Genomic DNA, 25,257 nt, shown 5'->3' with positions numbered 1-25,257 from the left:
AGTTGCATCGAACTCTGGACGCGAAAAGTTTGCGCGAAAGGATGGACAAGATTCCGGCGCGTCGTTTCTATGTGCCGGTGTCCGAAATCCCCCAGCCAGCGTCCCTTGCGGACGGCTTTTTCCGAGATCGAGCGATCCTGATCACCGGCGGGCTGGGGTTCATCGGGTCGAACTTGGGACGTCGTCTCGCGGCGGCGGGAGCGCGGGTGGAACTGCTCGATTGTCTCGTCCCCGAGCAGGGCGGCCACTGGCGGAATGTGGCCGATTACCGCGACCGCGTCCGCATTCACGAGGTGGATCTGCGTGATACGAACCTGACTCCGCTCGTGGCAGGGCAGGATTTCATTTTCAATCTGGCCGGGCAGACGAGCCACCTCGATTCCATGGAGAATCCGGCGGCGGACCTGGCTTACAATTGCGCCGCGCAACTCGCGCTGCTGGAGGCCTGCCGAAAGTCGGGCAGTCGGGCGCGAGTGGTTTTTGCCAGCACGCGGCAGATTTATGGGCGTCCGCACTATCTGCCGGTGGATGAAAAACACCCGCTGCAGCCGGTAGACATCAATGGCATTCACAAGATGGCGGCGGAGAATTATCACCTGCTCTACAACGAGGTCCACGGGCTGCCCTGCACGGTGTTACGCCTGACAAATACGATCGGACCCGGCATGAGAATCCGGGATGCGCGGCAGACGTTTCTCGGGGTCTGGATGCGGCAATTGCTGGAAGGCCAGCCGATCGATGTCTGGAATGGCGGCCAGGTGCGGGACTTTACCGATGTGGAGGATGCGGTCGATGCGATGTTGCTGGCGGCACAGCCAGAGGCGGTCGGGCAGGTCTATAATCTAGGCGGTCCATGCACGATTCGGCTCGGGGAACTGGCCGAACTTCTGATCGACGTCCATGGCAGTGGCAGTCGGACCGTGCGCCCATTTCCCGAAGAACGGCGGCGGATCGACATCGGGGATTATCACGCGGATTTCAGTCGCATAAAAATGGAACTCGGCTGGGAGCCGCGCATTTTCCTGCGAGAAACGCTGGTGCGGACGCTGGCGTATTATGAGGAAAACCTGGGGCATTATCTGTGACGACGGATTCGTTATTTCCACCGCAGCCGCTGGCCGAATATCTGGCGGACAAACCTGCCATCGACGCCGCCATCGAGCGCGTCTTGATGAGCGGACGCTACATTCTCGGCCCGGAGGTGACGGCGTTTGAGGGGGAATTTTCGGCCTGGCTCGGTGTCCGGGAAACGGTGGGCGTGGCCAGCGGCACGGATGCGCTGGTGCTGGCGTTGAAGGCGTGCGGGATCGGTCCGGGCGACGTGGTGATCACGGTTTCCCACACCGCCGTGGCCACGGTGGCGGCCATCGAATGGGTCGGGGCGATCCCGCTGCTGGTCGATATCGAGCCGGGGACGTTCACGATGAATGCGATGCAAGTCGAGTCGGTCCTGCGCACGGATCGCCGGGTAAAAGCGCTGCTCCCGGTGCATCTTTACGGGCATCCGTGCGACATGGCGGCGCTGGAGAAACTGGCGCGGGCTCACGAGTTAAAGTTGATCGAGGATTGCTCGCAAGCGCACGGCGCGAAGTGGCAGGGCCGCAAGGTCGGGACGTGGGGCGATGTGGCGACGTTTAGTTTTTACCCAACGAAAAATCTCGGCGCGATCGGCGACGGCGGGGCCGTGGCGACGAATTCCCCGGACGTCGCGCAACGCCTGCGCAGTCTCCGGCAATATGGCTGGGAGCGGCGTTACATCAGCGAAAATGCCGGCGGAAACAGCCGACTCGATGAGTTGCAGGCGGCAATCCTGCGGGTGAAGGCGGCGCGATTGGACGCAGGAAATGCCCGGCGTTGCCGGCTGGCGGAGATTTACATGGCTGAGTTAAATGGAACTCGACTGCAACTGCCCTCGGTCGCAGCGGAGGCCGAACCGGTCTTTCATCAATACGTGGTGCGAGCCGAGCGCCGAACCGAGTTAGGTCAATATCTGGAGGAGCACGGCATTCCCACGGCGGTCTTATATCCGGTGCCGGTTCATTTGCAGCCCGCGTATGCCGGTCGCATCGCGCTGGCGGCGGGTGGTCTGCCCGAGACCGAGCGGGCCGCGGCGGAGGTTCTCAGCCTGCCGCTGCATCCCCAACTCAGCGAGGCGGCGGTCCGGCGCGTGATCTCGTTGATCCGCGATTGGGCGCAGGACTGAAACAGAGTGGTTGCTTTTCCACAAAAGCCACCTAGTATTCGCGTCCCGCCAAACCATGTCTGCCTCGCGCGAACTCAAAATTTTTACCGGCTCAGCCCATCGTGAATTGGCCGAGCGGATCGCCGCTGCCGTGGGCGTGCCGCTGGGCGACGCGACGGTGAGCAGTTTTCCCGACGGCGAGACGTTTGTGAAGTTCAACGAGAACATTCGCGGACGCGACATTTTCATCGTTCAGCCGACCTGCCCGCCGACGAACCAAAATTTGATGGAACTCCTCATCATGGTCGATGCGGCGCGCCGGGCGAGTGCGGACCGGATCACAGCGGTGATTCCATTTTTTGGCTATGCGCGGCAGGATCGCAAGGATCAGCCGCGCGTGCCGATTACGGCCAAACTCGTGGCGAATCTGCTCGTCGCTGCCGGAGTCAACCGCGTGCTGACGATGGATCTCCACGCGCAGCAAGTGCAGGGTTTTTTCGATATTCCGGTGGACCACTTGTATGCGTCGCCCGCTATGATCAAGACTTTGCAGGAGCGACTTCCGAAGGATTGTGTGGTCGTTTCCCCAGACGTGGGCGGCATCAAAATGGCCTCTGCCTACTCGCAAGCCTTGAACACCGGCCTCGCCATTGTCGCGAAACGCCGCAAGAGCGCGACGGAGATCGACGCCCTTTACGTCATCGGCGAAGTGGACGGACGCGACGTGCTTTTGATCGATGATTTAACCGAGACCGCCGGCACGCTGACCAGCGCCGCGAAGCTCCTGAAGAAGAACGGTGCGCGCCGGATTTACGCCGCCGTCTCCCACGCCGTCCTTAATGAGATGGCATATCAGCGGTTGAAAAACTCCGAGATTGAGGAATTATTCACGACGAACAGCGTTCCGGTAAAGCTGACCGATGAAGTGAAAATCTCCGTCGTCTGCATCGCCGAACTCCTCGGCGAAGGCATCAAACGCATTCACGACGACGAATCCGTCAGCTCGCTTTTCCGCATTCACGCCATTTAACTCACAACCCATAAAGTCATGTCCCAACAACTCAAACTCGCCGCCCAAAACCGCACCGTTTCCGGTCGCAATGCCGTTAAAAAAGTCAAGGCCGCCGGATTCGTTCCCGCCGTCATTTACGGTGATAAAAACGCCCCGCAAAACCTCCAGATCGCCACTCGCGACCTGAATGCCCTGATGGCCCACGCCTCCAGCGAAAACATTCTCGTCGATCTCGAAATCAGCGACGGCCCAAACAAAGTCAGCCGCCTCGCGCTGATCCATGAGATTCAGCATCACCCAGTTGGCCGCCACGTTTTGCACGTGGATTTCCAGGCTGTTTCCGCGACCGAGACCCTCACCGCGAGCGTTCCTGTGGAGCCTGTCGGCGAGTCCAATGGCGTGAAGAATTTCGGTGGTTTGCTCTCGCAAAACCTGCACGAAATCGAACTCGAATGTTTGCCGAAAGATCTGCCCGAATCCATTCAGGTGGACGTTTCCGCTTTGAATGTCGGCGACTCGATTCACGTCCGCGACATCGTTCTTCCAGCGGGTGTCGTCACCACGCTCGACGGCGATTTGACTGTCTTTGCCGTGGCCGAGGCTTTGGTCGCTGAGGAACCTGTCGCCGCCGCAGCCGCTGCGCCGGAAGTGCTCAAGGAGAAAAAACCGGCTGACGCGCCTGCTGCTGCCGCCGCTCCTGCGAAGAAGTAATTTACAGTTCGCTCAAACTCCTTTCAAAATCGCTGTCAGTCTCACCGCTGACAGCGATTTTTTTTATGCCCGAAGCCTCGTCTCCAATCCGCCTCATCATCGGCCTGGGAAATCCGGGCCGCCAATACGCTGGAACCCGCCACAATGTCGGGTTCGAGGTCTTGGATCGATTGCTGGCGGGGAAAAATCTTCGCTGGCAGGCGAACCGGCAGTTTCAAGCCGAAGTCGCGACTGAGTCGGGTTTGATCTTTCTCAAGCCGCTGACTTACATGAATTTGAGCGGTCAATCCGCCGGGCAGGTCGCGCGTTTTTACAAATTGGAACCCGCGCAATGTCTGGCCGTGGTCGATGACATTGCATTGGAAGTCGGCCGGCTGCGCCTGCGCCAATCCGGCTCCGCAGGCGGCCACAATGGCTTGAAATCGCTCATCGCGCATTTTCAGACCGACGCATTTCCCCGCCTGCGCATCGGAGTCGGGGCGAAATCAGACGAGCGCGACCTTGCGGACCATGTTTTATCTCCGTTTTCCACGTCTGACCGTGAGAAAATCGAGCCAGTGCTTGACCGCGCTGCCGAAGCAGTGGAGACTGCGTGCTCTTCCGGCCTGGAAACGGCTATGAACCTTTACAACCAGACACCCTAATTTATGAAAAACCGTTACGAAGGACTCCTCGTCCTCAACACCAAAGGCAAGGACGACACCGTCAAAGAAACCATTGAGCGCCTCGAGGGCGAGATCAAACGCGAAGGCGGCACGATCGAGCAAGTGCAGCGCATGGAGCGCAAGCAATTCAGTTACGCTGCGGGCGATCTCGACTCGGGTTATTTCGTGAATTTCATTTTCGCTGGAGAGCCGACTTTGCCTGGCAAACTGCGCGCCAAGTTCAAGCTCGATGCCGACGTTTATCGTCAGCATTACCAAAAGCTTCCGCTCAAGCCGGTGGTCGCTCCGGTGCGCACGCCGCGCCGCGTTCCCGCCGCTGAATAAGTACAGATCGTTCTCCAATGGCTAATCTGAACAAGGTCATGCTCATCGGAAATCTCACGCGAGATCCCGAGGTTAAATACACGCCGAAAGGCAATGCGATTGCAGAATTGGGGCTGGCCATCAATCGATCTTACACCACCGACTCTGGGGAAAAACGGGAGGAAACGACCTTTGTGGACGTTACCTTCTGGGGAAAACAGGCGGAAGTCATCAAGCAGTATTGCACCAAGGGAAAACCGCTCTACATCGAGGGTCGACTGCAACTCGACACTTGGGACGACAAGCAGACGGGCCAGAAACGCAGCAAACTGCGGGTCCAAGGCGAGAATTTTCAATTCCTTGGCAGCCGCCAAGGTGGCAGCGAAGGTGGCGGTGGCGAGGAGTATTCCGATGGCCCACGTGGTGGTTCGCCACGCAGCAGCAGCCCTCGCCCATCGGCTCCGCCTCCCGCGCGCCCGCGTCCGACCGATCCTGATCTGGACCCGGCGGACGACGATATCCCGTTTTAAGGACGGAGGCCTTCGTCAGTTCGTAGAGAGCTGACTTTCATTGCCATTGAAGTCGTGGTGCGACTTCGATGGCAATCAGCGTATCATTTTTTCTCCACGAGTTGGACGTCGTCGAGGTAGAAAGCACCCACGTTTGGAGTCAGAGTGCCGCGGAACTCAATTAGGGCCGATGCAGTCGTGAGGTCAGCCAGATCCTTGTTGGCAAATTTCTCGATGGTAAACGTCTTAGTGCTGGCCGTCCAAGCGGAGCCGACATTCACGGCGGCACCAGTGTCCTTGTCCTCAATAGCCTCAAATTTTTTGACGTTGGCGCTGCCTCGCTCGCCCGCCTCAACCTTTTCCTCGGCCAGTTTTTTGTAGCCGCGCCAGCCGACACTCCATTTCACTGCGGACGCGCTCACGCCCTTACTCTTGAAGGAAAGCGTGTAAGCTGTGCCGACTTTTAAGTTGGGCAGATCTTTGCGCAACAGAAAGACATTGCCGGGCAGTTTGTCGAATTCGTTGTTGAAATGCGCGATGAAGAGATCCTGAAAAGTCGGATTTCCCGGAGTAATCAACGCGGGGACTTTGAGAACTTTATTCGGAGAGGGGAAATAACTAATCTTTAGGCAGGACTTCCCCTCTGGCGGCTCAATCTTGGGTTCGTCTGCCTCAGAGAAGCAGCTCGCCGCCGCATAAAAGTTTCCTCTCCAAAACCCCACGTCGGATTGCCAGCCGCTCGGCGGATGGATGTTGCGGCCCCAGATATCAGTGCCTTTGATTTCGACCGGGACGCTGAACTTCGGCTCCGTTTTCGTGCCGACATTCATGGCCAGCGCAATGCGTCCGTTGGATTTGCCGATCAAAATATCGAACAGCCCGTCGCCATTCATATCCGCAGTGCAAACGGTGACCAAGCCGCCCAGAATTTCGGATGCGCCGAATTTGATGAAACTGGCAAATTTAAACTCGCCGCCGGGTTTCCAGAGCGGACCAGGGTTGAGATAGATGCCGACCTTGCCCTCGCGATCTGAGGAAATGATATCCATTTCGCCGTCCCCATTGTAATCCACCACGGCGGGCGTGAGATGCTCGCGGCCATCGCCGTAGGCCAGATAGAAACGATTCGCCTCATCGAATTTCGGGACGCTGCCCGAGCCTTGATTGATCAGGAGATGGATGGAGTTGGCCGAATAACTGCCCTCGCCGAGCGCGATGTCCGGTTTCCCATCTTTATTAAAGTCGAATGCAGCCGGCGAGAATAGGTTGCCCCACAGCTGGCCGCTTTTCGTCGTGGGCACCTTGATTTTCGAAAGATCCGCTGGGTGGCGAAAATCCGGCACCGACCGTGTTCCGATATTCTGGAGAAAATAAAGTTCTCCGTCGTAATCGCCCATCATCAGGTCGAGCTGGCCGCGCCCGCTCCAGTCGTTGAGATTGATGTGTGGTGCCCGGCGCACTTTGGATTCTGGCAGCGTTAAATAGATCGGAATCATCTCCGAATTTGTGAAAGTCGGAGAGGTCTTTGAGCCGCTGTTAAAATAAACTTGATAGTAACCAGGCGTCGACGCCGTAACGATATCGATCAGGCCATCGCCGTTCATGTCGCCCGCACTCACCGAGACGGGCATCGCCATTGAACGGAAACCGCTCTCCGCAATCGCATCGACGCTGTCGCGAAAAGTTCCCAGATAACCGGTGCTATCCACGCCATCCCAGAGATTGTCCTGACCCGAGAAGCGCTCGAACCCTCCATTTGTAATCACGTTAGCTGGCGCCGCAGGGGGAGTCTGCGCGTGAAGAGGGATGCTGAGGGAGACAGCGAGAAAGGCGAATGGGAGAAATTTCATGTCTGGGAAACTGAGAATGAACATGACTGCCCGCGTTCTGGCAAGCCAGCAGACGAGTTGCATTCGTATCAACTTCCGGTTGTCGTCCGCCGCAGTTGCGACAGAATACACTCCACTATGCCCGACTTTCGTTACCAAGCGCCCTTTCCCCTCAGCGCCGACACTACTGAATACGCCTTGTTGACCCGCGACGGCGTGACCGTGGAGTCCTTCGGAAATGAGGAAATCCTGCGGGTCGATCCAGCGGTGCTGACGACTCTAGCGCGGGCGGCGATCCGCGATTGTTCGTTTTATTTGCGAACGAAGCATTTGCAGCAAGTCGCCGCCATTCTCGATGATCCCGATGCAACTCCGAATGACCGCTACGTCGCGCTGACTCTTTTGCGTAATGCCGAGGTCTCCGCGCGGGGTATTTTGCCATTTTGTCAGGACACCGGCACGGCGACGATCATTGGAAAAAAAGGCCAGCACGTCTGGACTGGCGGCGACGACAGCGAAGCGATCAGCCGGGGCGTTTACGAGGCTTACACGAGCGAAAACCTCCGCTACTCGCAGACCGTGCCGCTCGACATGTTCAACGAAAAAAACAGCGGCACCAATCTCCCCGCGCAGATCGATCTCTACGCCACGGGCGGCAGCGAATACAGTTTCCTCTTCGTAGCAAAAGGCGGCGGCTCGGCCAACAAAACGGCTCTCTTTCAAGAAACCAAGGCGCTGCTGAACCCGGCTTCGCTCGAGAAATTTCTCATCGAGAAAATGAAATCCCTCGGCACCGCTGCGTGCCCGCCGTATCACATCGCCTTCGTCATCGGCGGCACGAGCGCCGAAGCCTGCCTGAAAACAGTCAAACTCGCCTCTGCCAAATATCTCGATCATCTGCCCACTTCTGGCAACGATCTCGGCCAGGCCTTTCGAGACGTGGCCTTGGAAGCCCGCATGCTCACCGCCGCGCAGAATCTCGGCATCGGCGCGCAGTTTGGCGGGAAATATTTTGCATTGGACTTGCGGATTATTCGCCTGCCGCGTCACGGCGCGTCGTGTCCCGTCGGCATGGGCGTTTCCTGTTCCGCAGATCGCAACATTAAGGCAAAAATCAACCGCGACGGCGTCTGGATCGAGAAACTGGAGCATCACCCCGGACGCTTCATTCCCGCGCAGGATCAGCTTCCGTCCGAAGGCCCGGTCGTTCGCATCGATCTGGCACAGCCGATGGCGCAGATTCTAGCCGAACTCACGAAACATCCCGTCGCCACGCGGCTCTCGCTCAATGGCACGATCATCGTCGGCCGCGACATCGCCCACGCCAAACTCAAAGAGCGCATCGATGCCGGTCTCGGAATTCCCGATTACCTGAAAAACCATCCCATCTACTACGCCGGCCCGGCGAAAACTCCGGCGGGACTTCCATCCGGATCATTCGGGCCGACCACCGCTGGGCGCATGGACAGCTATGTCGATCTTTTCCAGTGCCTCGGCGGCTCGCTCATCATGCTGGCCAAGGGCAACCGCAGCCAGGCCGTGACGGACGCGTGTAAAAAACACGGCGGCTTCTATCTCGGCAGCATCGGCGGACCGGCGGCCATTCTTGCTCAGAATAATATCAAACACGTCGAGGTTTTGGAATATCCCGAGCTCGGCATGGAAGCCATCTGGAAGATCGAAGTCGAGGATTTCCCCGCCTTCATCCTGGTCGATGACAAGGGCAACGATTTTTTCAAGCAACTCCCGGCGAATTGCGACGAGTGCGTCGTTAAAAGATAACGATGGAACTCGCCTCTGAAACGGGCGGCGTTGATTCCTGCTCGTTGACAAACCCGCCGCTGCTTTCGATAGTTGATCGGTGAATAACGATCTCGACAACTTATTGGAGGATTGGCCACACGAGCCGGGTCACATCAAGGTTCGCAAAATCGTCGGCAACGACCAAAAGGAAAAGCTCCAGCTCCGCATCGATCTGGGTCTGATTCAAATGGAAGTCAACGGACGCCCCGACGGACGCCGTCCGCACAATTCCGAGTCGCTCCTGGCATGGCATCTAAAGAAGGCAAAACGCATTGAGGCCAAGGGCAAGACTTACAGCCTCACGCCCGAGGAATGCGGCGAGCTACAGCAGGAGGGCATCCAATACTATCATCGCTACATCAGCTTTTTTCAGATCAACGATTTCGCCAACGTCATCCGCGATACGCAGCGGAATCTTGAGCTCTTTACCTTCGTCTCGCGCTGCACCGACAACGAGGACATCCGCTGGTCATTCGAGCAATTTCGCCCGTATGTCCTGATGATGAACACGCGCGCCAAGGCGGCTATTCGTCTGGAGAAAAAAGACTTCACGGGCGCACTCAAAGAGATCGCCAAGGGCCGCGCTGCCATCGCCGAGGTGCTGGAGGACGTCGATCCTGCGGAACTCGCGACGAAGAGTCCAGAGATCGGATTTCTCGACGAATGGGCCGAGGAAATAGGCAAGAAAAAACCCGTTACGCGACTGGAAACCATGCAGCGCGAAATGGAAAAAGCCATCGCGTTGGAAGCCTACGAGCGCGCCGCCGAATTGCGCGACAAGATCCGGGCGTTTGGCAAAAAAGCGGCCCGTCCGGCTTAGCTTTGGGCTGAGGGAAACAAGGGACACTTCACGGTCGAACCCAGACTGCCGCGGCTTATTTTATGAGGAAATCCATTTTGCTGACTGCGGCTTCCATCGGGCTGCTCACGATGTTAGGAAACGCGGCCTCGCCCTCGCCCACACCGCCCATGAGAAAGCTCGAAGATCTGCAACTCAGCGCGGCCCAGTTCAAGACCGTTCTGGCGCTGCCGAAATGGGAAAAAACGTCGCAGCAGGTGAATCTCGCCGTCGATAAAGTCATCGCCCTGGCCAACAAAAGGCTCGACGCCGTGGCCGCGCTCAAGCCCGAGGAAGCGACCTTCGCGAACACGTTTCAGGAGATGGACATGATCGGATTTGAAGCGCACTCTGTTTCCAATCGCATCGTCTGGATCAAGGAAACCAGCCCCGATGCGAAGATGCGCGAGGCGGCGACGGCGGCGATCAAGAAATTCGAAGATTGGGACGTGAGCACGGATTATCGCGAGGACGTTTACAAAATTCTCCAGGCATTTGCTGACACGAAACCGAAGGGAGATGACGAGGATCAGCACCTAATCAAGGACACGCTCCTCGGCTACAAACGAGCCGGACTCGCCCTGCCTCCGGAAAAACGCCAGCGTGTCGAGGCGCTGCGTAAGGAGCTTTCCTCGGTCGGAACGGACTTCGATACCAATATCGCCAACGCCGCGGTGCCGGTGAAATTTACCAAGGCCGAACTCGAAGGCGTGCCCGACAGCGTGTTGGAAACGTCGGGGGTGAAAACGGGTGACGACGAATACACCATCGACACGAATGTCACATTTCAAGCCTTGGGAGTTCTGGAAAATTGCGTGAAAGAATCGTCGCGCAAGAAGGTTTACATCGCTCGCGACAATCGCGCGCGCGACAAAAACATCGCGTTGATCCAGCGGATGGTCGAACTCCGTTCCGAGATTGCATTGGAACTCGGCTACAAATCCTGGGACGACTATCAGACCGAGCAGCGCATGGCGAAAAACGGCGCCACGGCGTTGAAGTTTTTGGAGGATTTGAAGGTTGGCCTCCAACCCAAGTACGATGAGGAACTGGCGGAGTTTAAGGCGATCAAGGCCGCCGACAAGAACAGTGAAACTCCCGATGTGAACATCTGGGACTGGCGTTTTTGCGCGGAGCAGTTGAAGAAGCAAAAATTCCAAGTGGACACAGAAGTCCTGCGCAGTTTTTTCCCGTATCAGAAGGTTCTCGATGGAATGTTTGCCACCTATCAGCGCATCTTCGGGATCAAGATCGAAGCTGTCGCGCTCGATTATTCGTGGACCAACGGCGTGCAGCTTTACTATGTGAGCGACGCGAAAACGACCGCGCCGCTCGGCTTGTTCTATCTCGACATGTTTCCGCGCGAGGGGAAATACAACCACTTCGCGCAGTTCGGCTTGATTGAGGGAAAACTGCTGCCCGACGGCACGTATCAGCGTCCGACTGCGGCGCTTTGCTGCAACTTTCCGCCGCCGAGAAAAGACGCGCCCTCGCTCCTGTCGCATGACGAGGTCGAGACGCTTTTCCATGAGTTTGGCCACGCGATGCATACGATTCTAACCCAGGCCAAATACGTTCGCTTCAGCGGTACTAGCGTTCCGCAGGATTTCGTCGAGGCACCGTCGCAGATGCTGGAAAACTGGGTCTGGGACAAGGCCGTGCTCGATCAGTTTGCGGCCGATTACAAGACGAAGAAAAAGATGCCAGCGGACATTCTCAAGAAAATGAAGCTCGCAAAATACGCGCTAGCGGGCACGACCTATCGCCGGCAACTCTCCTTCGGCATCACCGATCTCGTCCTGCACGGACCTCATGCGCCGGGTGAAAAACTCGATGTCGTCGCCATTTCTAACAAGATACTGGACGACACCTTTCTGCGGGTAGATCCCAGCACCGCGATGGTCGCGAGTTTCGGCCATCTAAACGGCTACGATGGAGGCTACTACGGCTACGCATGGGCCGATGCGATTGCGGCCGACATGGCGACCGTGTTTGAAAAATCTCCCGGCGGTTTCCTCGACAAGGACGCTGGAATGCGGATGCGCAATGAAATCTACGCGCAGGGCGACGCGCGCGATGTGAACATTTCCATCGAGAAATTTCTCGGACGTCCACGGTCCATCCAGCCCTTTCTGGAGACCATCGGAATCAAGAAATAATGCGGATGTCGGACTGCTCTTCATCCCGCAGAATCGCTTCGGTGGTCCTGGCGTTTTCGCTGATGTTAGGTGGCCTGGGTTGTCATAAGGAAAAGAAAACCGTCCTTGCGCAGGAGCAGGGGATTTTGCTCATTAACAATGGAGTCGAACCCGAGGATCTTGATCCGCAAACCGCGACTGGAGTCAGCGAGCATAGTATTTTTTTAGCCATCTACGAAGGGCTCGTTTCTGAGGACCCGCACGACTTGCATCCGGTTCCTGGAGTCGCGGAAAGCTGGGACATTTCGCCCGATGGTCTGGTCTATACCTTTCATCTGCGGAAGGACGCCAAATGGTCCAACGGCGACCCGGTCACGGCGCAGGATTTCTACGATTCCTACCATCGGATTCTAACTCCCGAGCTGGGTTCCGATTATATCTACATGCATTTTTTCACGAAGAACGCGGAGGCTTACGCGACGGGAAAAATCAAGGACTTCAGCCAGGTCGGCTATCGGGTCGTCGATCCGCTGACGTTTGAAATCACCCTCACCACCGCCACGCCATTTTTCCTCTCCGTGATGAATCACGCCTCGTGGTATCCGGTGCACATTCCGACGGTGAAAAAATTCGGCGGACTGGCTCGCAAGGCGGCCTTTTGGACGAAGGCTGGAAACTGCGTGACGAACGGCGCCTTCACCCTCCAGGAATGGAAGCAGCAGTCGATCATCCGCTGCGTAAAAAGCCGGAATTACTGGGACGCGAAAACGGTGAAACTCAACGAGATCGTCTTCTATCCCATCGAAAGTTCCAACACCGAGGAACGCGCGTTTCGTGCCGGGCAACTTCACAAAACGAACGAACTGCCGCTCTCCAAAATCCCTTGGTATCGCGAAAACCGGCCCGACTTGCTGCGGCAGGAGCCGTATCTCGGCACGTATTTTTTCCGGGTGAACACACGCAAGCCGCCGCTGGATAATCCGAAGGTTCGACTCGCACTCGCCATGTCAATTGACCGGAAAATGATCGTCGAAAAAATCACGCGCGGCGGCCAGTTGCCAGCGGATAGTTACACACCTCCGGGCACGGCAAACTACACGGCGGAGGCGAAAATTCCCACGGACTTTGCGAAGGCTCGGCAGCTTCTCGCCGAGGCCGGTTATCCCGATGGAAAGGGTTTTCCCAAACTCGACTTGATGTTTAATACCCTCGAAAGTCATCGCACGATTGCCGAGGCGATTCAGGAAATGTGGAGGAACAATCTGCACATCGACATTGGACTCACCAACCTCGAGTGGAAGGTGTATCTTGACGCGCAGGACACGGAAAATTACCAGATTTGCCGCGCCGCCTGGATCGGAGATTACGCTGATCCGCAGAATTTCTTAGACATGTGGGTGAAGGGCGGCGGCAACAATCATACCGGCTGGGACAACCCGGAATACAACGCACTCTATGCGAAATTGCAGAACACCTCGATTCCGGCGGATCGCATCTCCATCTTCCAAAAAATGGAGGCGCTGCTGATGGCCGAGGCGCCGATTTTGCCGGTCTATTGGTACACGCGTGTTTACTTGATTAGGCCGGAAGTCCAGGGTTGGTATCCGAATATTCTGGACCATCATCCTTACAAATATGTCTGGTTTGGAAAACCGGAGGCCAGCCACTAACATGTTTCGTTTTCTAACCATTCGCGCGCTGCAGGCGATCCCGGTTTTGCTGATCATCGCGACCATGACTTTCTTCATGGTGCACGCCGCGCCAGGCGGCCCGTTCAGCAAGGAGCGCAAGGTGACTCCCGAAGTTTTGCGGAATCTGAACGCGCAATACGGTCTCGATCAACCGCTCTGGAAACAATATGGCAACTACCTCTGGAAGGCTGTCCATGGTGATCTCGGGCCGTCTTACAAATACGCCAACCGCACGGTGTCCGAACTGATCGGCGATTCGTTTCCTGTGTCGGCGGAACTCGGTTTCTGGGCCATGCTGATCGCGCTCGCCATCGGTTTGCCCGCTGGAATTTTGGCTGCATTGAAACCTAACTCGTGGCTCGATTATCTGCCAATGAGCATCGCGATGCTGGGCATTTGCATTCCGACCTTTGTCCTCGGACCCGTCCTCGCGCTGACCTTCGGCATTCGCCTGGAGTGGTTCGACGCCTCGGGCTGGTTCTCGTGGCGCGACCGCGTTTTGCCGGCGATCACGCTTGGTTTTTTCACCGCCGCCTACATCGCGCGCCTCACTCGCGGCGGCATGCTCGATGTCATGAATCAGGATTTCATCCGCACCGCCCGAGCCAAGGGAGCGTCGGAGTTGCGGGTGCTGTTTCATCACGCCCTGCGCGGCGGATTGCTGCCGGTCATCTCGTATCTTGGGCCAGCCATTGCGGCGGAAATCACCGGTTCTTTCGTTGTCGAAACCATCTTCAATGTCCCCGGACTCGGCCGCTATTTCATTCTCTCCGCCTTCAACCGCGACTACACCATGGTCCTCGGCACCGTGCTTTTCTACGCCTCGATTATTATCTTACTCAACTTGGTCGTGGACGTTCTCCAAGTCCTCCTCAACCCCCGGCTGCGCTTCGACTAACATGGTGATCGAACCCGAAATCGCAGAACCCGGCACTTCGCTCTGGAGCGACGCGCGGCATCGTTTGTTCAAAAACAAACTCGCTGTCTTCGGCGGCATCACCGTCCTGCTCATCGCGCTCGTTTGCGTGCTCGGGCCGCTGATTATTCCCTATCGCGAGTCCGATCAAAATCTCCAGATCGCCGCGCAAGCTCCCAGCGCCGCGCATTGGATGGGAACTGATAATTTGGGCCGAGACCTCTTCGTTCGTGTGCTGAAAGGCGGCCAGGTATCGATGTTAGTCGGCCTCTGTGCGACCGCCGTTTCGCTGACCATCGGCGTGCTCTATGGCACCATCTCCGGCTATTTCGGCGGCAAACTCGACGCCGTCATGATGCGCTTCGTCGAGATCATGTATGCCATGCCATTCGCCATTTTTGTCGTGCTCCTGATGGTCTTCTTTGGGAAAAACTTCGTCCTCCTTTTCGTCGCCATCGGCGCGGTCGAATGGCTCACCATGGCCCGCATCATTCGTGGCCAAGTGCTCGGTTTGCGCCAGCAGGAATTCATCGAGGCCGCCATCGCATTGGGAATCCCCAAGCACCGCATCATATTCCGCCACCTGATCCCCAACGTCATGGGCACAGTCATCGTTTACGCCACGCTCACCATCCCGAGCGTCATGCTTTTGGAGGGCGTCCTGAGCTTTCTCGGGCTCGGCATTCAGCCGCCGCGTAGCTCTTGGGGCGTACTCATTCAAGAGGGAGCGTCAGCCATTGAGGAATACCCGTGGCAACTAGCTTTCCCGGCCATTTTCTTTTCGCTCACGCTTTTCAGCCTGAACTTCTTCGGCGACGGCCTGCGCGACGCCCTCGACCCGCGAGCCTCCAAAGACTAACAATGCCACTGCTCGACGTTCGCCATCTCACGACTCATTTTCACACGCGCGCGGGCATCGTGCGGGCGGTGAGCGACGTTTCATTTTCGCTCGAACCCGGCGAAACTCTCGGCATCGTCGGTGAATCCGGCTCCGGCAAATCCGTCACCTGCTACTCGCTGATGGGCCTGATTCCGCAACCGCCCGGCCGCATCGAAAACGGCAGCGCGCTTTTTTACGACACTGACCTGCTGCACGCGTCGAGGGCGGAGTTGCAGTCGATTCGCGGCAAGCGCATCTCGATGATTTTCCAGGACCCGATGACCTCGCTCAACCCCTATTTGCGGGTCGAGGATCAACTCATCGAGCCACTCCTCATCCACGAAAAAATCGACCGCAAAACCGCCGTCGGCCGGGGCATCGCCGCGCTGGAGGAAGTCGGCATCCAGGACGCGGCGAAACGCATTCGCTTCTATCCGCACCAATTTTCCGGCGGGATGCGGCAGCGCGTGATGATCGCCATGGCGCTGATCACCCAGCCCGAATTGCTCATTGCCGACGAACCGACCACCGCGCTCGACGTCACCGTGCAGGCGCAAATTCTCGAACTCATTCGCGCCCTGCAAAAGCGCAAGGGCATGGCCGTGATCTTCGTCACGCACGACCTCGGCATCGTCTCCAATTTCTGCGACCGCGTGCTCGTGATGTATGCCGGGCGGATCGTCGAAACCGGCTCCGTGCGCGACATTTTTTACCAGCCGCAGCACCCGTATAATCGCGCCCTGCAAAAATCCATCCCCGCGCTTCAGCCGAAGGGAAAAGAGCTATTCACCATCCCCGGCGCGCCGCCGAGTCTCACCCAGCCGCTGCCCGGTTGTCCGTTTGCGCCGCGCTGCGAATTTGTCCTGGAGAAATGCCGGGAGACGCCTGTGCAATTGCTCGAAACCCGGCCCGGCCAGGGCAGCGCCTGCCTGCGCGTGCAGCAGGGCGAAATCCAGTTGAGTTAGATCGTTATGGCGAAAAAACCCGAAACGCTCCTCGAAGTCCGCGACCTGAAAATGCATTTTCCAGTCGAGAGCGGACTCTTCTTCAAACGCCAAACCGGCGCGGTCAAAGCCGTCGATGGGGTCAATATCACCCTGCAAAAAGGCGAGGTTCTCGGTCTCGTCGGTGAATCGGGCTGCGGCAAATCCACCCTCGGGCGCACGATTATTCAACTCCTCCGCGCGACCGACGGCACAGTGGTTCTCGGCGGCGAAAACCTAGGGAAACTCTCCGGCAGCCGGTTGCGCCGGGAGCGGGCGAAGTTCCAGATGATCTTTCAGGACCCCTACGCCACGCTCAACCCGCGCATGACCGTCCGTGACACGCTCGCCGAGGCCATGACCGCCCATGAGCGCATCCCGCGCGCGAAGTTAGAACCAGCGGTGCGAGAGCTGATGGCGAAGGTCGGTTTGCCCGCCAGCGCGATGAATAAATACCCGCACGAATTCAGCGGCGGCCAGCGCCAGCGCATCGCCATCGCCCGCGCCCTGGCGGTGAAGCCGCAGCTCATCGTCGCCGACGAACCCGTCTCCGCGCTCGACGTTTCCATCCAGGCACAAATCCTCAATTTGCTCGCCCAGCTCACCCGCGAAATGGGGCTGACTTTGATCTTTATCTCGCACGATTTGTCCGTCGTGAAACACATCAGCGACCGCATCGCCGTGATGTATTCCGGGCGCATCGTCGAGATAGGACCTGTCGTGCAAGTCGTCGAAAAACCGCTCCATCCCTACACGCGCGCCCTCGTCAGCGCGATCCCGATTCCCGATCCCGACCGCGAACGACTGCGCCAGCGGATCATCGTCAGTGGCGATCCGCCATCGTTGATCCATCCGCCCGCCGGCTGCCCGTTTCATCCGCGTTGTCCCTACGCCATCGAGCCCTGCAAAGGCCGCGTGCCGCCGTTGATCCAATACGTGTCGCATCAACTCGCCGCCTGCATCCGCGTCGGGGAGATCTAAAAATGGAAACTAACCGCCGCGCGCAGGCGGTAGGCGGGGACGATTTGCAAGGCGGTGTTGTCGAGCAGCACCGGCAGATCGAAACCTAACTCGGCTGTGACGCGTTTGTAGCTAGCCACAATTTTAGGCCCCAGATACACCGCCGTGATGCCGGTGTCCTCGGCCACGCGGCCTTGGAAACGATCGGTGTCTTTATACTCTCCAGAAACGACGGCCTGTAGAGTGATCGAGGCGTCCCGACGCTCTAGCAAATAACCTCCCCACCCGCAGCTCCAGGTGAGATCGTTGGCGTAATGATAGGAATACCGGCCATCGCCGCGCAGGGTAAATTGCGCATCGGCTTCGAAGAAAAACCGGTCCATGCGTGCGTAAATTTCCCCTCCAAAAAGCGCGTCGTAAGAGCCGGTGCCGAGCGCGAGATCGTGGCCGTGGATGCCGCTGGCCGCCTCGTGCGAATGCTCGGCGTCATCGGCGTGCTCAGCCTCATGACCCTCGGCAAATTCTTCGCTCAGGCGATGGGCGTCGCCCGTGGGAAATTTGATGCCGCCATTTAAGCGCGTGGTGAAGAGGAATTGATGGGTCGGTTCTTCCGGATTGTCGTTCTGAGAGGCATGGCGAAAAACCTCGTAGCTGGCGAGGAGCGAGGCGTCGCCAAAACCAGATTCGTGACCGCGCTCGACGCCGTCGCCGTCGGGGCGTTTATAGTCGCGGTAAATGGTGGGGAGATTCGTCTGGAGCAGGAGCCGGTTCCGCAAAAAGCTTTGGCCAACGACGAGCTGCGTGATGGAGCTATCCAGATATTGACCGCTCGGGTCCGCGACTTCATGGCCGTCGATCCGAATGGAGCCGAAATGGGTGAATTGCTCCGCGACGCTGGCCTGAAAGCCGTGGTCGGTGGATCTGGCCGCTCGCAGAGTGGAGATGTAGCACCCGCAAAGGTCGCAGGCTTGGGTGGAGGCATTGAGAAGAATGAATGTGAGGAATAGAGAAAGTTTCATAATTAAAAAAAGGAGTTAGATGTGGATGTGCCAAAGCACGGCGCACCCGCAGAATGAGCGGGCACTAACATCACTGCACGGCAGCGATGCTGGGAAAGCAGAACGGAATGGTTAGACGTCCGCGTTTCGCGGTGGGCGTAATGCCGGTTTGAGCGTGCGGCTGCCCATTTTCTCTACGAAACCGGCGTAGTCCGACTGCGATACCAATGGAACTGGAACCTGGGCCGAAGTGAGGAGAATGGCGGCCTCGGATTTCTTTTGCGAGTAGCCGATGGCCTCAGACTTCTTGTTCTCGTCGCCCTGGGTTTTGCGAATCTTCAGACACATCGCGCAGGGATGTTCGCCGTCCAGCGCTTTAATAAGGCCCTCGGAAAAAGTGGCGGACTTGGAATAATTCACCACCATCCGCATCGAGGCCACACCCTGCAAAACGGCCAGGTGCAGCCCGCAAATGAAAATGAGCGCCAGCAAGGCGAGGGCATTTCCGATCGAGCGCAACATCCCCGCAACCAACCAGTGACAGTGCGAAGGGTCAATGATCTTTCCGGTGAAAAAAGGTGCTTGGAATGCCATCCGCATCGTCCTACTACTCGCACATCATGATACCTGCCGGACTCTTCTTTGGTTTCGTTCTTTGGTTTCTCGTGCGCTATCTGGCGGCGGGCATTTACACCGTCAACCAAGGCGAGCGGGCGGTGAAAACCAGCTTCGGTCGCGCCCAGCGGCTCGGTGGTTTTACCGGGAGCGATCCGATGGCGGCGGGGCTCAATGCCGAGGAACGCGAGCGCTACAATTACCCGCAACTCCGCGTCATCCCGCCCGGCGGTCCGTATTTCAAATGGCCGTGGGAGCGCGTCTATAAAGTGCCCATCGCCACGCAGACGATCAGCATGGCCTACGACTTGGAAACGCCTGAGGCGAACCAGAACGGCACCATCTTGGATGCGGTGACGAAGGATCAACTGAACACCGGGCTCACCGGCCAGATTCGCTACAAAGCCGACGAGCGCAACCTCTACGCCTACCTCTTCGCCGTGCGCAATCCGATCATCCACGTGATGGGTTATTTCATCAGCGTTCTCCGCGAGCGCATCGCAAATTTCGAGGCGCCGCCCATCGTCATCGTCGAGGAGGCCAACCCCGCCAACACCCTCAGCATCGCCGGGGTTTCCATTAATGACTTGCGCAAGAACCTGCGCGATCTCAACGACCGCATGGAGCAGGAATGCGGCACGTCGGCGGCGCGTTACGGCATTCAACTGGAGGCGTCGCTCATCACCGGCATCGACCCACCGCCGGAGGTCGAGTCGGCTCTGGCCGCGATCAACACCGCGCACAACCACGTTTCCTCCGACATCAGTCTCGCGCACGCTTCGGCGGACCAGAAGATCGTCCTCTCGAAGCGCGCCGTGGAAATCGAGACGCTCAAAGTGCAAGCCGAGTTGGAGCCGCTTCTGGCGCTCGCCAACCAGCTTCAGGAATTGAAAGCCAAAGGCAAAAACGCCCTCGAATCCTACCGCCGCAGCGTGCGCCTGCGACTGTTTGACAACGCCAAACGCGCCATCCTGGAGGTCGAACGTGAATAGTTTTTCTTATTTTCTGATTGCGATGGCAGTCGCCTTCTTTGGCATGTTCATCGCCATGCCGATGTTTCTGGCCGTGCTGCGTTTGCTCGGCGGTTACGTCATTATCGAGGAGCGCCGCGCCCACGTTTACGTGCTCTTTGGCAAGGTCATCGGTATCCTCGACGAGCCGGGATTTCATATCCTGCTTTTCAAGCTCGGACCCGCCGCGCTCATCGTGCATTGGCTGGGGAAATGTCACGTCCTCGACCTGCGTCTCGACCAGGCGTATCTGCGCAGCCAGCCGGTGAACTCCGAGGAAGGCGCCCCGATGGGCATCGGAATCTGGTATGAAATGTTCGTCAGCGACCCGGTGGCTTATCTGTTCCGCAACGCCAATCCGCGCGGCTCTCTCGCTGCCAATGTCAGCAGTGCGACGGTGCGTTGCCTGAGCAATATGAAACTCGGCGACATGCTGGAAAACCGCCACCAAATGAGCCTGACCGTCCGTGAGGAAGTGACCGCGTCCTCGCAGGAATGGGGCTACAAGCTGGGTTCGGTTTATATCCGCAAAGTCCATTTCCGCGACTTCGAGATGATCAAGCAGATCGAAAGCAAAGTCGTCAACCGCCTGCGTCAGGTCACCTCGGCGATCAAGCAGGACGGAGCCAACCAAGTGAGCGTGATCACCAGCACGGCGGAACGTCAGGCGGCGATCGAGTTTGCCAAGGCCGCGGCATTGCGCCCGCAAATCGTCGGCGGCGCGCTGGAGCAAATCTCCCAGGATAAACGGGTGGCCGAAGTGCTCTTCGATGTGCTGGAAGTGGAGCGTCTCGTGGCGAGCAAGGCCGACATCACGCTCGTGCCCGCCGGTGGCGAGTTTCTGCCGCAGGTTCTGGCAGCGCAAAAGCCAGCGGTCTAACGAGTCGACTTCAACTCAGGAAACGGCCGTGACCGGGATGACTTCGCTCAAACCCGGCTTCACCGAAATCGCTGCCGTTCTGGATTTCAAATGATCCGACAGACGAATGGCCAGCGCGACCAAGGTGAGCGTCGGGTTCGCGCAGCCGCCGGTCGGAAACACCGAGCTGCCGGCGATGAAAAGATTCTTTGTCCCATGCAACTGGCAATGCGCATCGACCACGCCCTGACTCGGATCGTCGTGCATCCGCGTGGTGCCCATGAAGTGGTGCGTGCTGTAAAAGGAACGGGGAAAATCCGGCGTCCCTTCCTCGACGGGCGTGAATTTCCCGATGGCCGCCAGCTCGTCTCGAAAGATTTCCTGGGTGCGTCGAATGCTGCGCAAGTCGAGTTCGTTCCAGCGCCAGACGACCTTCATTTTCGGCTGGCCGAAACGATCCGTCTCCTCGCCGAGCATCACGCGATTGTCGCGGTCCGGTGCCAGCTCGACCAATGCGCGCACGCGGAAATCGCCGAACCGCTTCGCCTTGTTTCCGAGTTGCGACCAGCCGCAGTAGCACTCGGAAAAATAACCTTCGAGCAGCCGCTGACGAATCGGCAACGCCGCCTCGGGATGCTGATCGGGAGTGTGATGGCAATCGTTCAAGTGCCGCTGACGCGAGAGAAACTGCGGCCCTTTGATGAGCAATTCCTTGAGGATGAACGGCAGATTGGAATGCAGGTCGCGGAAGCGCGGCACGAGCACGGAGTAGAGATTGAGCAGCTTCTCCCGACGCATCACGTCGGAGCGAAGCTGGAGTTTTCCCATCACCGGCTGGCCATTGACCACGCGCTGATCGTAGAAGCAGGCGTGGTCAAAAAGTGCAGCCGAGTGCGGGAGCAATGTGCCGAGCGTGATCGACGGATGATCCATGAAACAGCGGCCCACCATGTCGTTCTGGTTGCCTAGACCACCCGCCTGCGCCGCGTCGTTCAGCAGCAGGATGCGCGGGTTTTCGAGTCCGCCCGCTGCAAGGACAAACGTATCCGCCTGGATCCGAAACTGGCTGCCAGTCGAGTCCGATACTTCTGCGGAAATGATCCGGCCCGAAGTCGCTTCCCGCTCCAGACTGAGCAGGTTGGTTTGCAGAAAGAAGCGGACGTTTTTCGCCTGGCCAAGTTCCGCAAAAGCGTCCTGCAAAAAGTGGCGCGGCAACCCAAACTGCGAGACCGAGCTCTCCATTCCACCCAACTCCAGCGCCTGCGCCGCCGGGTCGCTGCCCTGCCAGGCCTTCGACGAATAATCAAACGCCCCAATGCCGAACGCCCGCTGCGCCCGCTCGTAATACGGATCCAACTCGGCTCTGGAAAATGGCCAGCCGCTGTTCGGCACCCAGTCGCGTTCCTCGAAATCGACCGCGTCGAGCGGCACGCAGCGGATGAATTTATCCTTCTGCCCGCGCGGCTCGTGATTCCACAGATTGGCCGAGCCGCCCATCTGCCGTCGACGTCCCTCTTGCAAAACATTAGCAGGGTAACCCTGCGGCGAATCCACCGTGCCGCGATTCAGTTCCGAGGCGGGCGGCGTGTCCGTTTCCGCGCCCGATTCGACGATGAAAATGCGCTGACCCGTGCGGGCGAGTTCGCGGGCAATCGTTATTCCAGCCGGGCCGCTGCCGATGATGCAGACATCGGTTTTCAGCGCGCCGCTTTTACTGCCATTTCCAGCCTGGGTTAACATGTTTGTTGTTCTCACAGACTGGCTCCTAACCAACTGTTCGTCGATATTGTATTTAAATAAATATTGGTTGAGTTTTCCCTCTCATGTAGCAGCATTGGTGCCATGAAAAGCCCGGTGAATCCGCAGCGCACGATTGCCGAACTCCAAGAACTTCGGGCGCTCACCGGCGATGAAAATGGAGCCCAGCGTGTGGCCTTCACTCCGGTGTGGAGCGCGGCGCGGCAGTTTCTCCGGGAAAAACTCGCCAGGCTGCCAGTCGAGTTGCATCAGGATGAGGCCGGCAATCTCTGGAGCACCCTGCGCGGCGCGTCGGAAAAGACGCTGCTCATCGGCGGTCACATCGACTCCGTGCCGAATGGCGGCTGGCTCGATGGTTGCCTGAATGTCCTCGCCGGCGTGGAGATTTTGCGGCGGCTCCATGCCGAATATGGTGACGCGCTTCCCGTCACGGTGCGCCTGGTAGATTGGGCGGATGAAGAGGGCGCACGCTTTGGGAAAAGTCTTTTCGGCTCCTCCGCCTGCTCTGGATCGCTCGATATGAATGAAGCCCGCGGCCTCGTCGATAAGGATGGAACTCCGCTGCCGGAAGCGATTGCGCGGCACGGGATTGATTTTGAAAAGGTGAAGGAATCGGGCCGCGAGCTCAAAAACGCCGCCGCTTATCTCGAACTCCACATCGAGCAAGGCCCGGTGCTCCTCGACCTCGATCTGCCGCTCGGCGCTGTGCTCGGGACGTTTGGCGTCGAGCGGCACGCGATCACCTTTCACGGACAGGCGGCGCATTCGGGTTCCACTCCGATGAACCGTCGGCGCGACGCGTTTCTGGCGGCGGCGCAGATGAGCCCGGAGATTTATCGGATCGCGGAGAAACATGGCGGCGTCTGCACGATCGGGAGTTGCACGACGCAGCCGGGGATCGTCACCAGCGTCGTGGAAACGTGCCGGATCACCCTCGACCAGCGCCACCTCGATGCGCCCGCGCTCGCCGCGATGCTGGCCGAGGCTCAGGCGGCAAGCGAACGCTTTGCCAAAGAGGGCGGAGTCACAGTCCACTGGGAACGCCTCTGGCAGATCGCGCCGATGCCGTTTCATCCGAGTCTCATTGCACTCTGCGACGAGGCGATCAAGGAAACGGCGGGCGTCTCCCATCGGATGCCATCGGGGCCATTGCACGACGCGGCGGAAGTTTCCCGAGCGGGCATTCCGACCGTGATGATGTTCGTCCAGAGCCTGCACGGGATCAGTCACAATAAAATCGAGGACACCAAGGAAGAACACCTCGTGCAGGCCGTGATCGCCTTCGACAAGCTAGCCGACAAAGCCATCCAGTGGATGCTGGAGTCTAGCTAGAACGGCTTTCGGGAGCGCATGCGGTTCGCGTGTTCCCTTTTGCGTCTCGCGAAAGGGCCGGTTTCGCCATCGGACGGGACGTCCGCTGGAACACGCGGGACGCGTGCGCTCCCGGAAGACTACCGAATCAGCCCGAAGTGCTGGCCAAACGGCCAATACACAAACAGCCCACGGCCCACCACGTTTTGCTCCGGCACCGGGCCCCAGAATCGACTGTCACTCGAATTGTAGCTATTGTCGCCGAGGGCGAGATAGCTGCGCGGCGGCACATCGAACGTCTCATCCGCATGACGCAGCAAAAGCGGCCCGATGTTTCCGTAACCGCGATAGCCATTCTGCGCCGACATCACGCGTTGCAACGGCCACTCGCTGGCGATCTGGCCGTTGATGAAAAGATTTGGCGCGTCGATCCTCACGTTGTCGCCCGGCTGCGCCCCGAGGCGCTTGATGTAAAACTGCGTCAACCCGCCGCTGCGCGGGTCATCCATGATTCCCCGGATGCCATCCGTGGTGAAAACGAAGACATCGGCCCGTTTCGGCGCGCGGAAATGATAGGTGAATTTATCCACGAAAACCTGGTCGCCGGTCTGGACGACGCCGTGGACGAACGGCTGGCCCGCCTTTACCTCTTTGCCGGCGTGAATGCCAAAATCTGTGATCAAGTTTTGCGGCGGACACCCCACTTTATACGTCCGCCCGCTCTCCATCACGATCACACTCGACGTGGAAAACCAGAGAAACGGCACCGACTGGAGTTGCACCACCGTGTCGTCGAGATCCGACGTGACATCGACGTAACTCCGCCCGTTCCAGACGGTTTCCCAGATGCGTTGCGGCAGGGCGGGGAGCGGGCCGGCGAGCGGTTTGCCGATGACGCCGTTGAGTGTGGGCTGCATGGAGCCGGTGGGAATCTTAAAGGGCTGGAGAAAATACGCCCGGATGCCCAGCGCGATGACGATGGCCACGAGAAACGTCTCGCAATTCTCCCGGATCGCCTGGTTCGAGGGGGTCGGGACGACTTTGCCGATTTCCGAGTCGAGTTCCATCGTGATCTGGTCCACTTTCGCGCGATCCCGTGCCCGCGCCGCCGCTTGCAACTCCCGGTTTTTGGCCGTCAGCCGCGCATGATCCGCCGGGGAAAGAATGTCGCGCTTGTAATGGAGCAGGCGGGTGACGTTTTTAACGATTTCGTGAGCCTGCTTGACGTATTTGGGAGCGAAGAACATGGAGGCGCGTAGCATCGACTGGAGAAACCGAGTGCGCCA

The 25,257-nt window shown here is 58.4% G+C and carries 23 protein-coding genes; 18 read left to right on the top strand and 5 right to left on the bottom strand.

Going from position 1 to position 25,257, the window contains the following annotated elements:
* Positions 1-41 precede the first annotated feature (41 nt).
* From ABIT76_09935 to ssb, 7 genes are all read left to right on the top strand, one after another.
* Positions 42-1,085, top strand: coding sequence for an NAD-dependent epimerase/dehydratase family protein (locus ABIT76_09935; protein ID MEO7933464.1), 1,044 nt, complete (start codon positions 42-44; stop codon positions 1,083-1,085).
* On the top strand, positions 1,082-2,203 hold the full coding sequence (locus ABIT76_09930) for a DegT/DnrJ/EryC1/StrS family aminotransferase (protein ID MEO7933463.1): 1,122 nt from the start codon (positions 1,082-1,084) through the stop codon (positions 2,201-2,203). The genes ABIT76_09935 and ABIT76_09930 overlap by 4 nt, the downstream gene beginning before the upstream one ends.
* A 55-nt stretch (positions 2,204-2,258) precedes the next feature.
* Positions 2,259-3,212, top strand: coding sequence for a ribose-phosphate pyrophosphokinase (locus ABIT76_09925; GenBank protein MEO7933462.1), 954 nt, complete (start codon positions 2,259-2,261; stop codon positions 3,210-3,212).
* 18 nt (positions 3,213-3,230) lie between these two features.
* On the top strand, positions 3,231-3,905 hold the full coding sequence (locus ABIT76_09920; GenBank protein ID MEO7933461.1) for a 50S ribosomal protein L25: 675 nt from the start codon (positions 3,231-3,233) through the stop codon (positions 3,903-3,905).
* Positions 3,906-3,970: 65 nt separating this feature from the next.
* Positions 3,971-4,549 (top strand): aminoacyl-tRNA hydrolase, encoded by a 579-nt coding sequence (gene pth, locus ABIT76_09915; GenBank protein MEO7933460.1) that lies wholly within the window; start codon positions 3,971-3,973, stop codon positions 4,547-4,549.
* Between the two features lie 3 nt (positions 4,550-4,552).
* Entirely contained in the window at positions 4,553-4,894 is a 342-nt protein-coding gene (locus ABIT76_09910) for a 30S ribosomal protein S6 (GenBank protein ID MEO7933459.1), read from the top strand.
* A 17-nt stretch (positions 4,895-4,911) separates the two neighbouring features.
* The gene (gene ssb / locus ABIT76_09905) at positions 4,912-5,403 is read left to right on the top strand and encodes a single-stranded DNA-binding protein (protein MEO7933458.1); all 492 of its coding nucleotides are present in this window, start codon (positions 4,912-4,914) and stop codon (positions 5,401-5,403) included.
* A gap of 83 nt (positions 5,404-5,486) precedes the next feature.
* On the opposite strand, the gene ABIT76_09900 is transcribed toward ssb, so the two are convergent.
* Positions 5,487-7,232: a VCBS repeat-containing protein gene (locus ABIT76_09900; protein MEO7933457.1), complete on the bottom strand. Its 1,746-nt coding sequence runs from the start codon at positions 7,230-7,232 to the stop codon at positions 5,487-5,489.
* Positions 7,233-7,349: 117 nt separating this feature from the next.
* Between ABIT76_09900 and ABIT76_09895 the strand changes: the two genes are divergently transcribed.
* The 8 genes from ABIT76_09895 to ABIT76_09860 all read left to right on the top strand — a co-directional run bounded on the left by ABIT76_09895 (position 7,350) and on the right by ABIT76_09860 (position 17,441).
* On the top strand, positions 7,350-8,993 hold the full coding sequence (locus ABIT76_09895; GenBank protein ID MEO7933456.1) for a fumarate hydratase: 1,644 nt from the start codon (positions 7,350-7,352) through the stop codon (positions 8,991-8,993).
* A gap of 79 nt (positions 8,994-9,072) precedes the next feature.
* Positions 9,073-9,834, top strand: a complete 762-nt coding sequence (locus ABIT76_09890; GenBank protein ID MEO7933455.1) for a UvrB/UvrC motif-containing protein — start codon at positions 9,073-9,075, stop codon at positions 9,832-9,834.
* 62 nt (positions 9,835-9,896) lie between these two features.
* A complete protein-coding gene (locus ABIT76_09885) occupies positions 9,897-12,011 on the top strand; it encodes a M3 family metallopeptidase (GenBank protein MEO7933454.1) in 2,115 nt (704 codons plus the stop codon).
* Positions 12,012-12,052: 41 nt separating this feature from the next.
* Positions 12,053-13,660: a peptide ABC transporter substrate-binding protein gene (locus ABIT76_09880; GenBank protein MEO7933453.1), complete on the top strand. Its 1,608-nt coding sequence runs from the start codon at positions 12,053-12,055 to the stop codon at positions 13,658-13,660.
* A gap of 1 nt (position 13,661) precedes the next feature.
* A complete protein-coding gene (locus ABIT76_09875) occupies positions 13,662-14,579 on the top strand; it encodes an ABC transporter permease (protein MEO7933452.1) in 918 nt (305 codons plus the stop codon).
* 1 nt (position 14,580) lies between these two features.
* A complete protein-coding gene (locus ABIT76_09870) occupies positions 14,581-15,456 on the top strand; it encodes an ABC transporter permease subunit (GenBank protein ID MEO7933451.1) in 876 nt (291 codons plus the stop codon).
* Between the two features lie 2 nt (positions 15,457-15,458).
* On the top strand, positions 15,459-16,442 hold the full coding sequence (locus ABIT76_09865) for an ABC transporter ATP-binding protein (GenBank protein ID MEO7933450.1): 984 nt from the start codon (positions 15,459-15,461) through the stop codon (positions 16,440-16,442).
* Between the two features lie 6 nt (positions 16,443-16,448).
* On the top strand, positions 16,449-17,441 hold the full coding sequence (locus ABIT76_09860; protein ID MEO7933449.1) for an oligopeptide/dipeptide ABC transporter ATP-binding protein: 993 nt from the start codon (positions 16,449-16,451) through the stop codon (positions 17,439-17,441).
* Here the strand turns inward: ABIT76_09860 and ABIT76_09855 are convergent.
* Positions 17,438-18,439, bottom strand: coding sequence for a hypothetical protein (locus ABIT76_09855; GenBank protein MEO7933448.1), 1,002 nt, complete (start codon positions 18,437-18,439; stop codon positions 17,438-17,440). The genes ABIT76_09860 and ABIT76_09855 overlap by 4 nt on opposite strands.
* A 111-nt stretch (positions 18,440-18,550) precedes the next feature.
* The gene (locus ABIT76_09850; protein ID MEO7933447.1) at positions 18,551-18,940 is read right to left on the bottom strand and encodes a hypothetical protein; all 390 of its coding nucleotides are present in this window, start codon (positions 18,938-18,940) and stop codon (positions 18,551-18,553) included.
* Positions 18,941-19,005: 65 nt separating this feature from the next.
* On the opposite strand from ABIT76_09850, the gene ABIT76_09845 reads away from it, so the two are divergent.
* Complete coding sequence (locus tag ABIT76_09845) at positions 19,006-20,025, top strand: SPFH domain-containing protein (protein ID MEO7933446.1); 1,020 nt, start codon at positions 19,006-19,008, stop codon at positions 20,023-20,025.
* 22 nt (positions 20,026-20,047) lie between these two features.
* Entirely contained in the window at positions 20,048-20,923 is an 876-nt protein-coding gene (locus ABIT76_09840) for an SPFH domain-containing protein (protein ID MEO7933445.1), read from the top strand.
* 15 nt (positions 20,924-20,938) lie between these two features.
* Here ABIT76_09840 and ABIT76_09835 read toward each other — a convergent pair whose 3' ends face one another.
* Complete coding sequence (locus ABIT76_09835; protein MEO7933444.1) at positions 20,939-22,642, bottom strand: GMC family oxidoreductase; 1,704 nt, start codon at positions 22,640-22,642, stop codon at positions 20,939-20,941.
* Between the two features lie 102 nt (positions 22,643-22,744).
* Here ABIT76_09835 and ABIT76_09830 point away from each other — a divergent pair, with 102 nt between their 5' ends.
* Positions 22,745-23,992: a hydantoinase/carbamoylase family amidase gene (locus ABIT76_09830; GenBank protein ID MEO7933443.1), complete on the top strand. Its 1,248-nt coding sequence runs from the start codon at positions 22,745-22,747 to the stop codon at positions 23,990-23,992.
* 119 nt (positions 23,993-24,111) lie between these two features.
* On the opposite strand, the gene lepB is transcribed toward ABIT76_09830, so the two are convergent.
* The gene (lepB, locus tag ABIT76_09825; GenBank protein MEO7933442.1) at positions 24,112-25,233 is read right to left on the bottom strand and encodes a signal peptidase I; all 1,122 of its coding nucleotides are present in this window, start codon (positions 25,231-25,233) and stop codon (positions 24,112-24,114) included.
* Positions 25,234-25,257 lie beyond the last annotated feature (24 nt).

The organism is Chthoniobacterales bacterium (assembly GCA_039930045.1).
Taxonomy (GTDB): Bacteria; Verrucomicrobiota; Verrucomicrobiia; order Chthoniobacterales; family DASVRZ01; genus DASVRZ01.
Note: the sequence above shows the minus strand (reverse complement) of the source record. Positions and strands in the feature narration are given on the sequence as shown.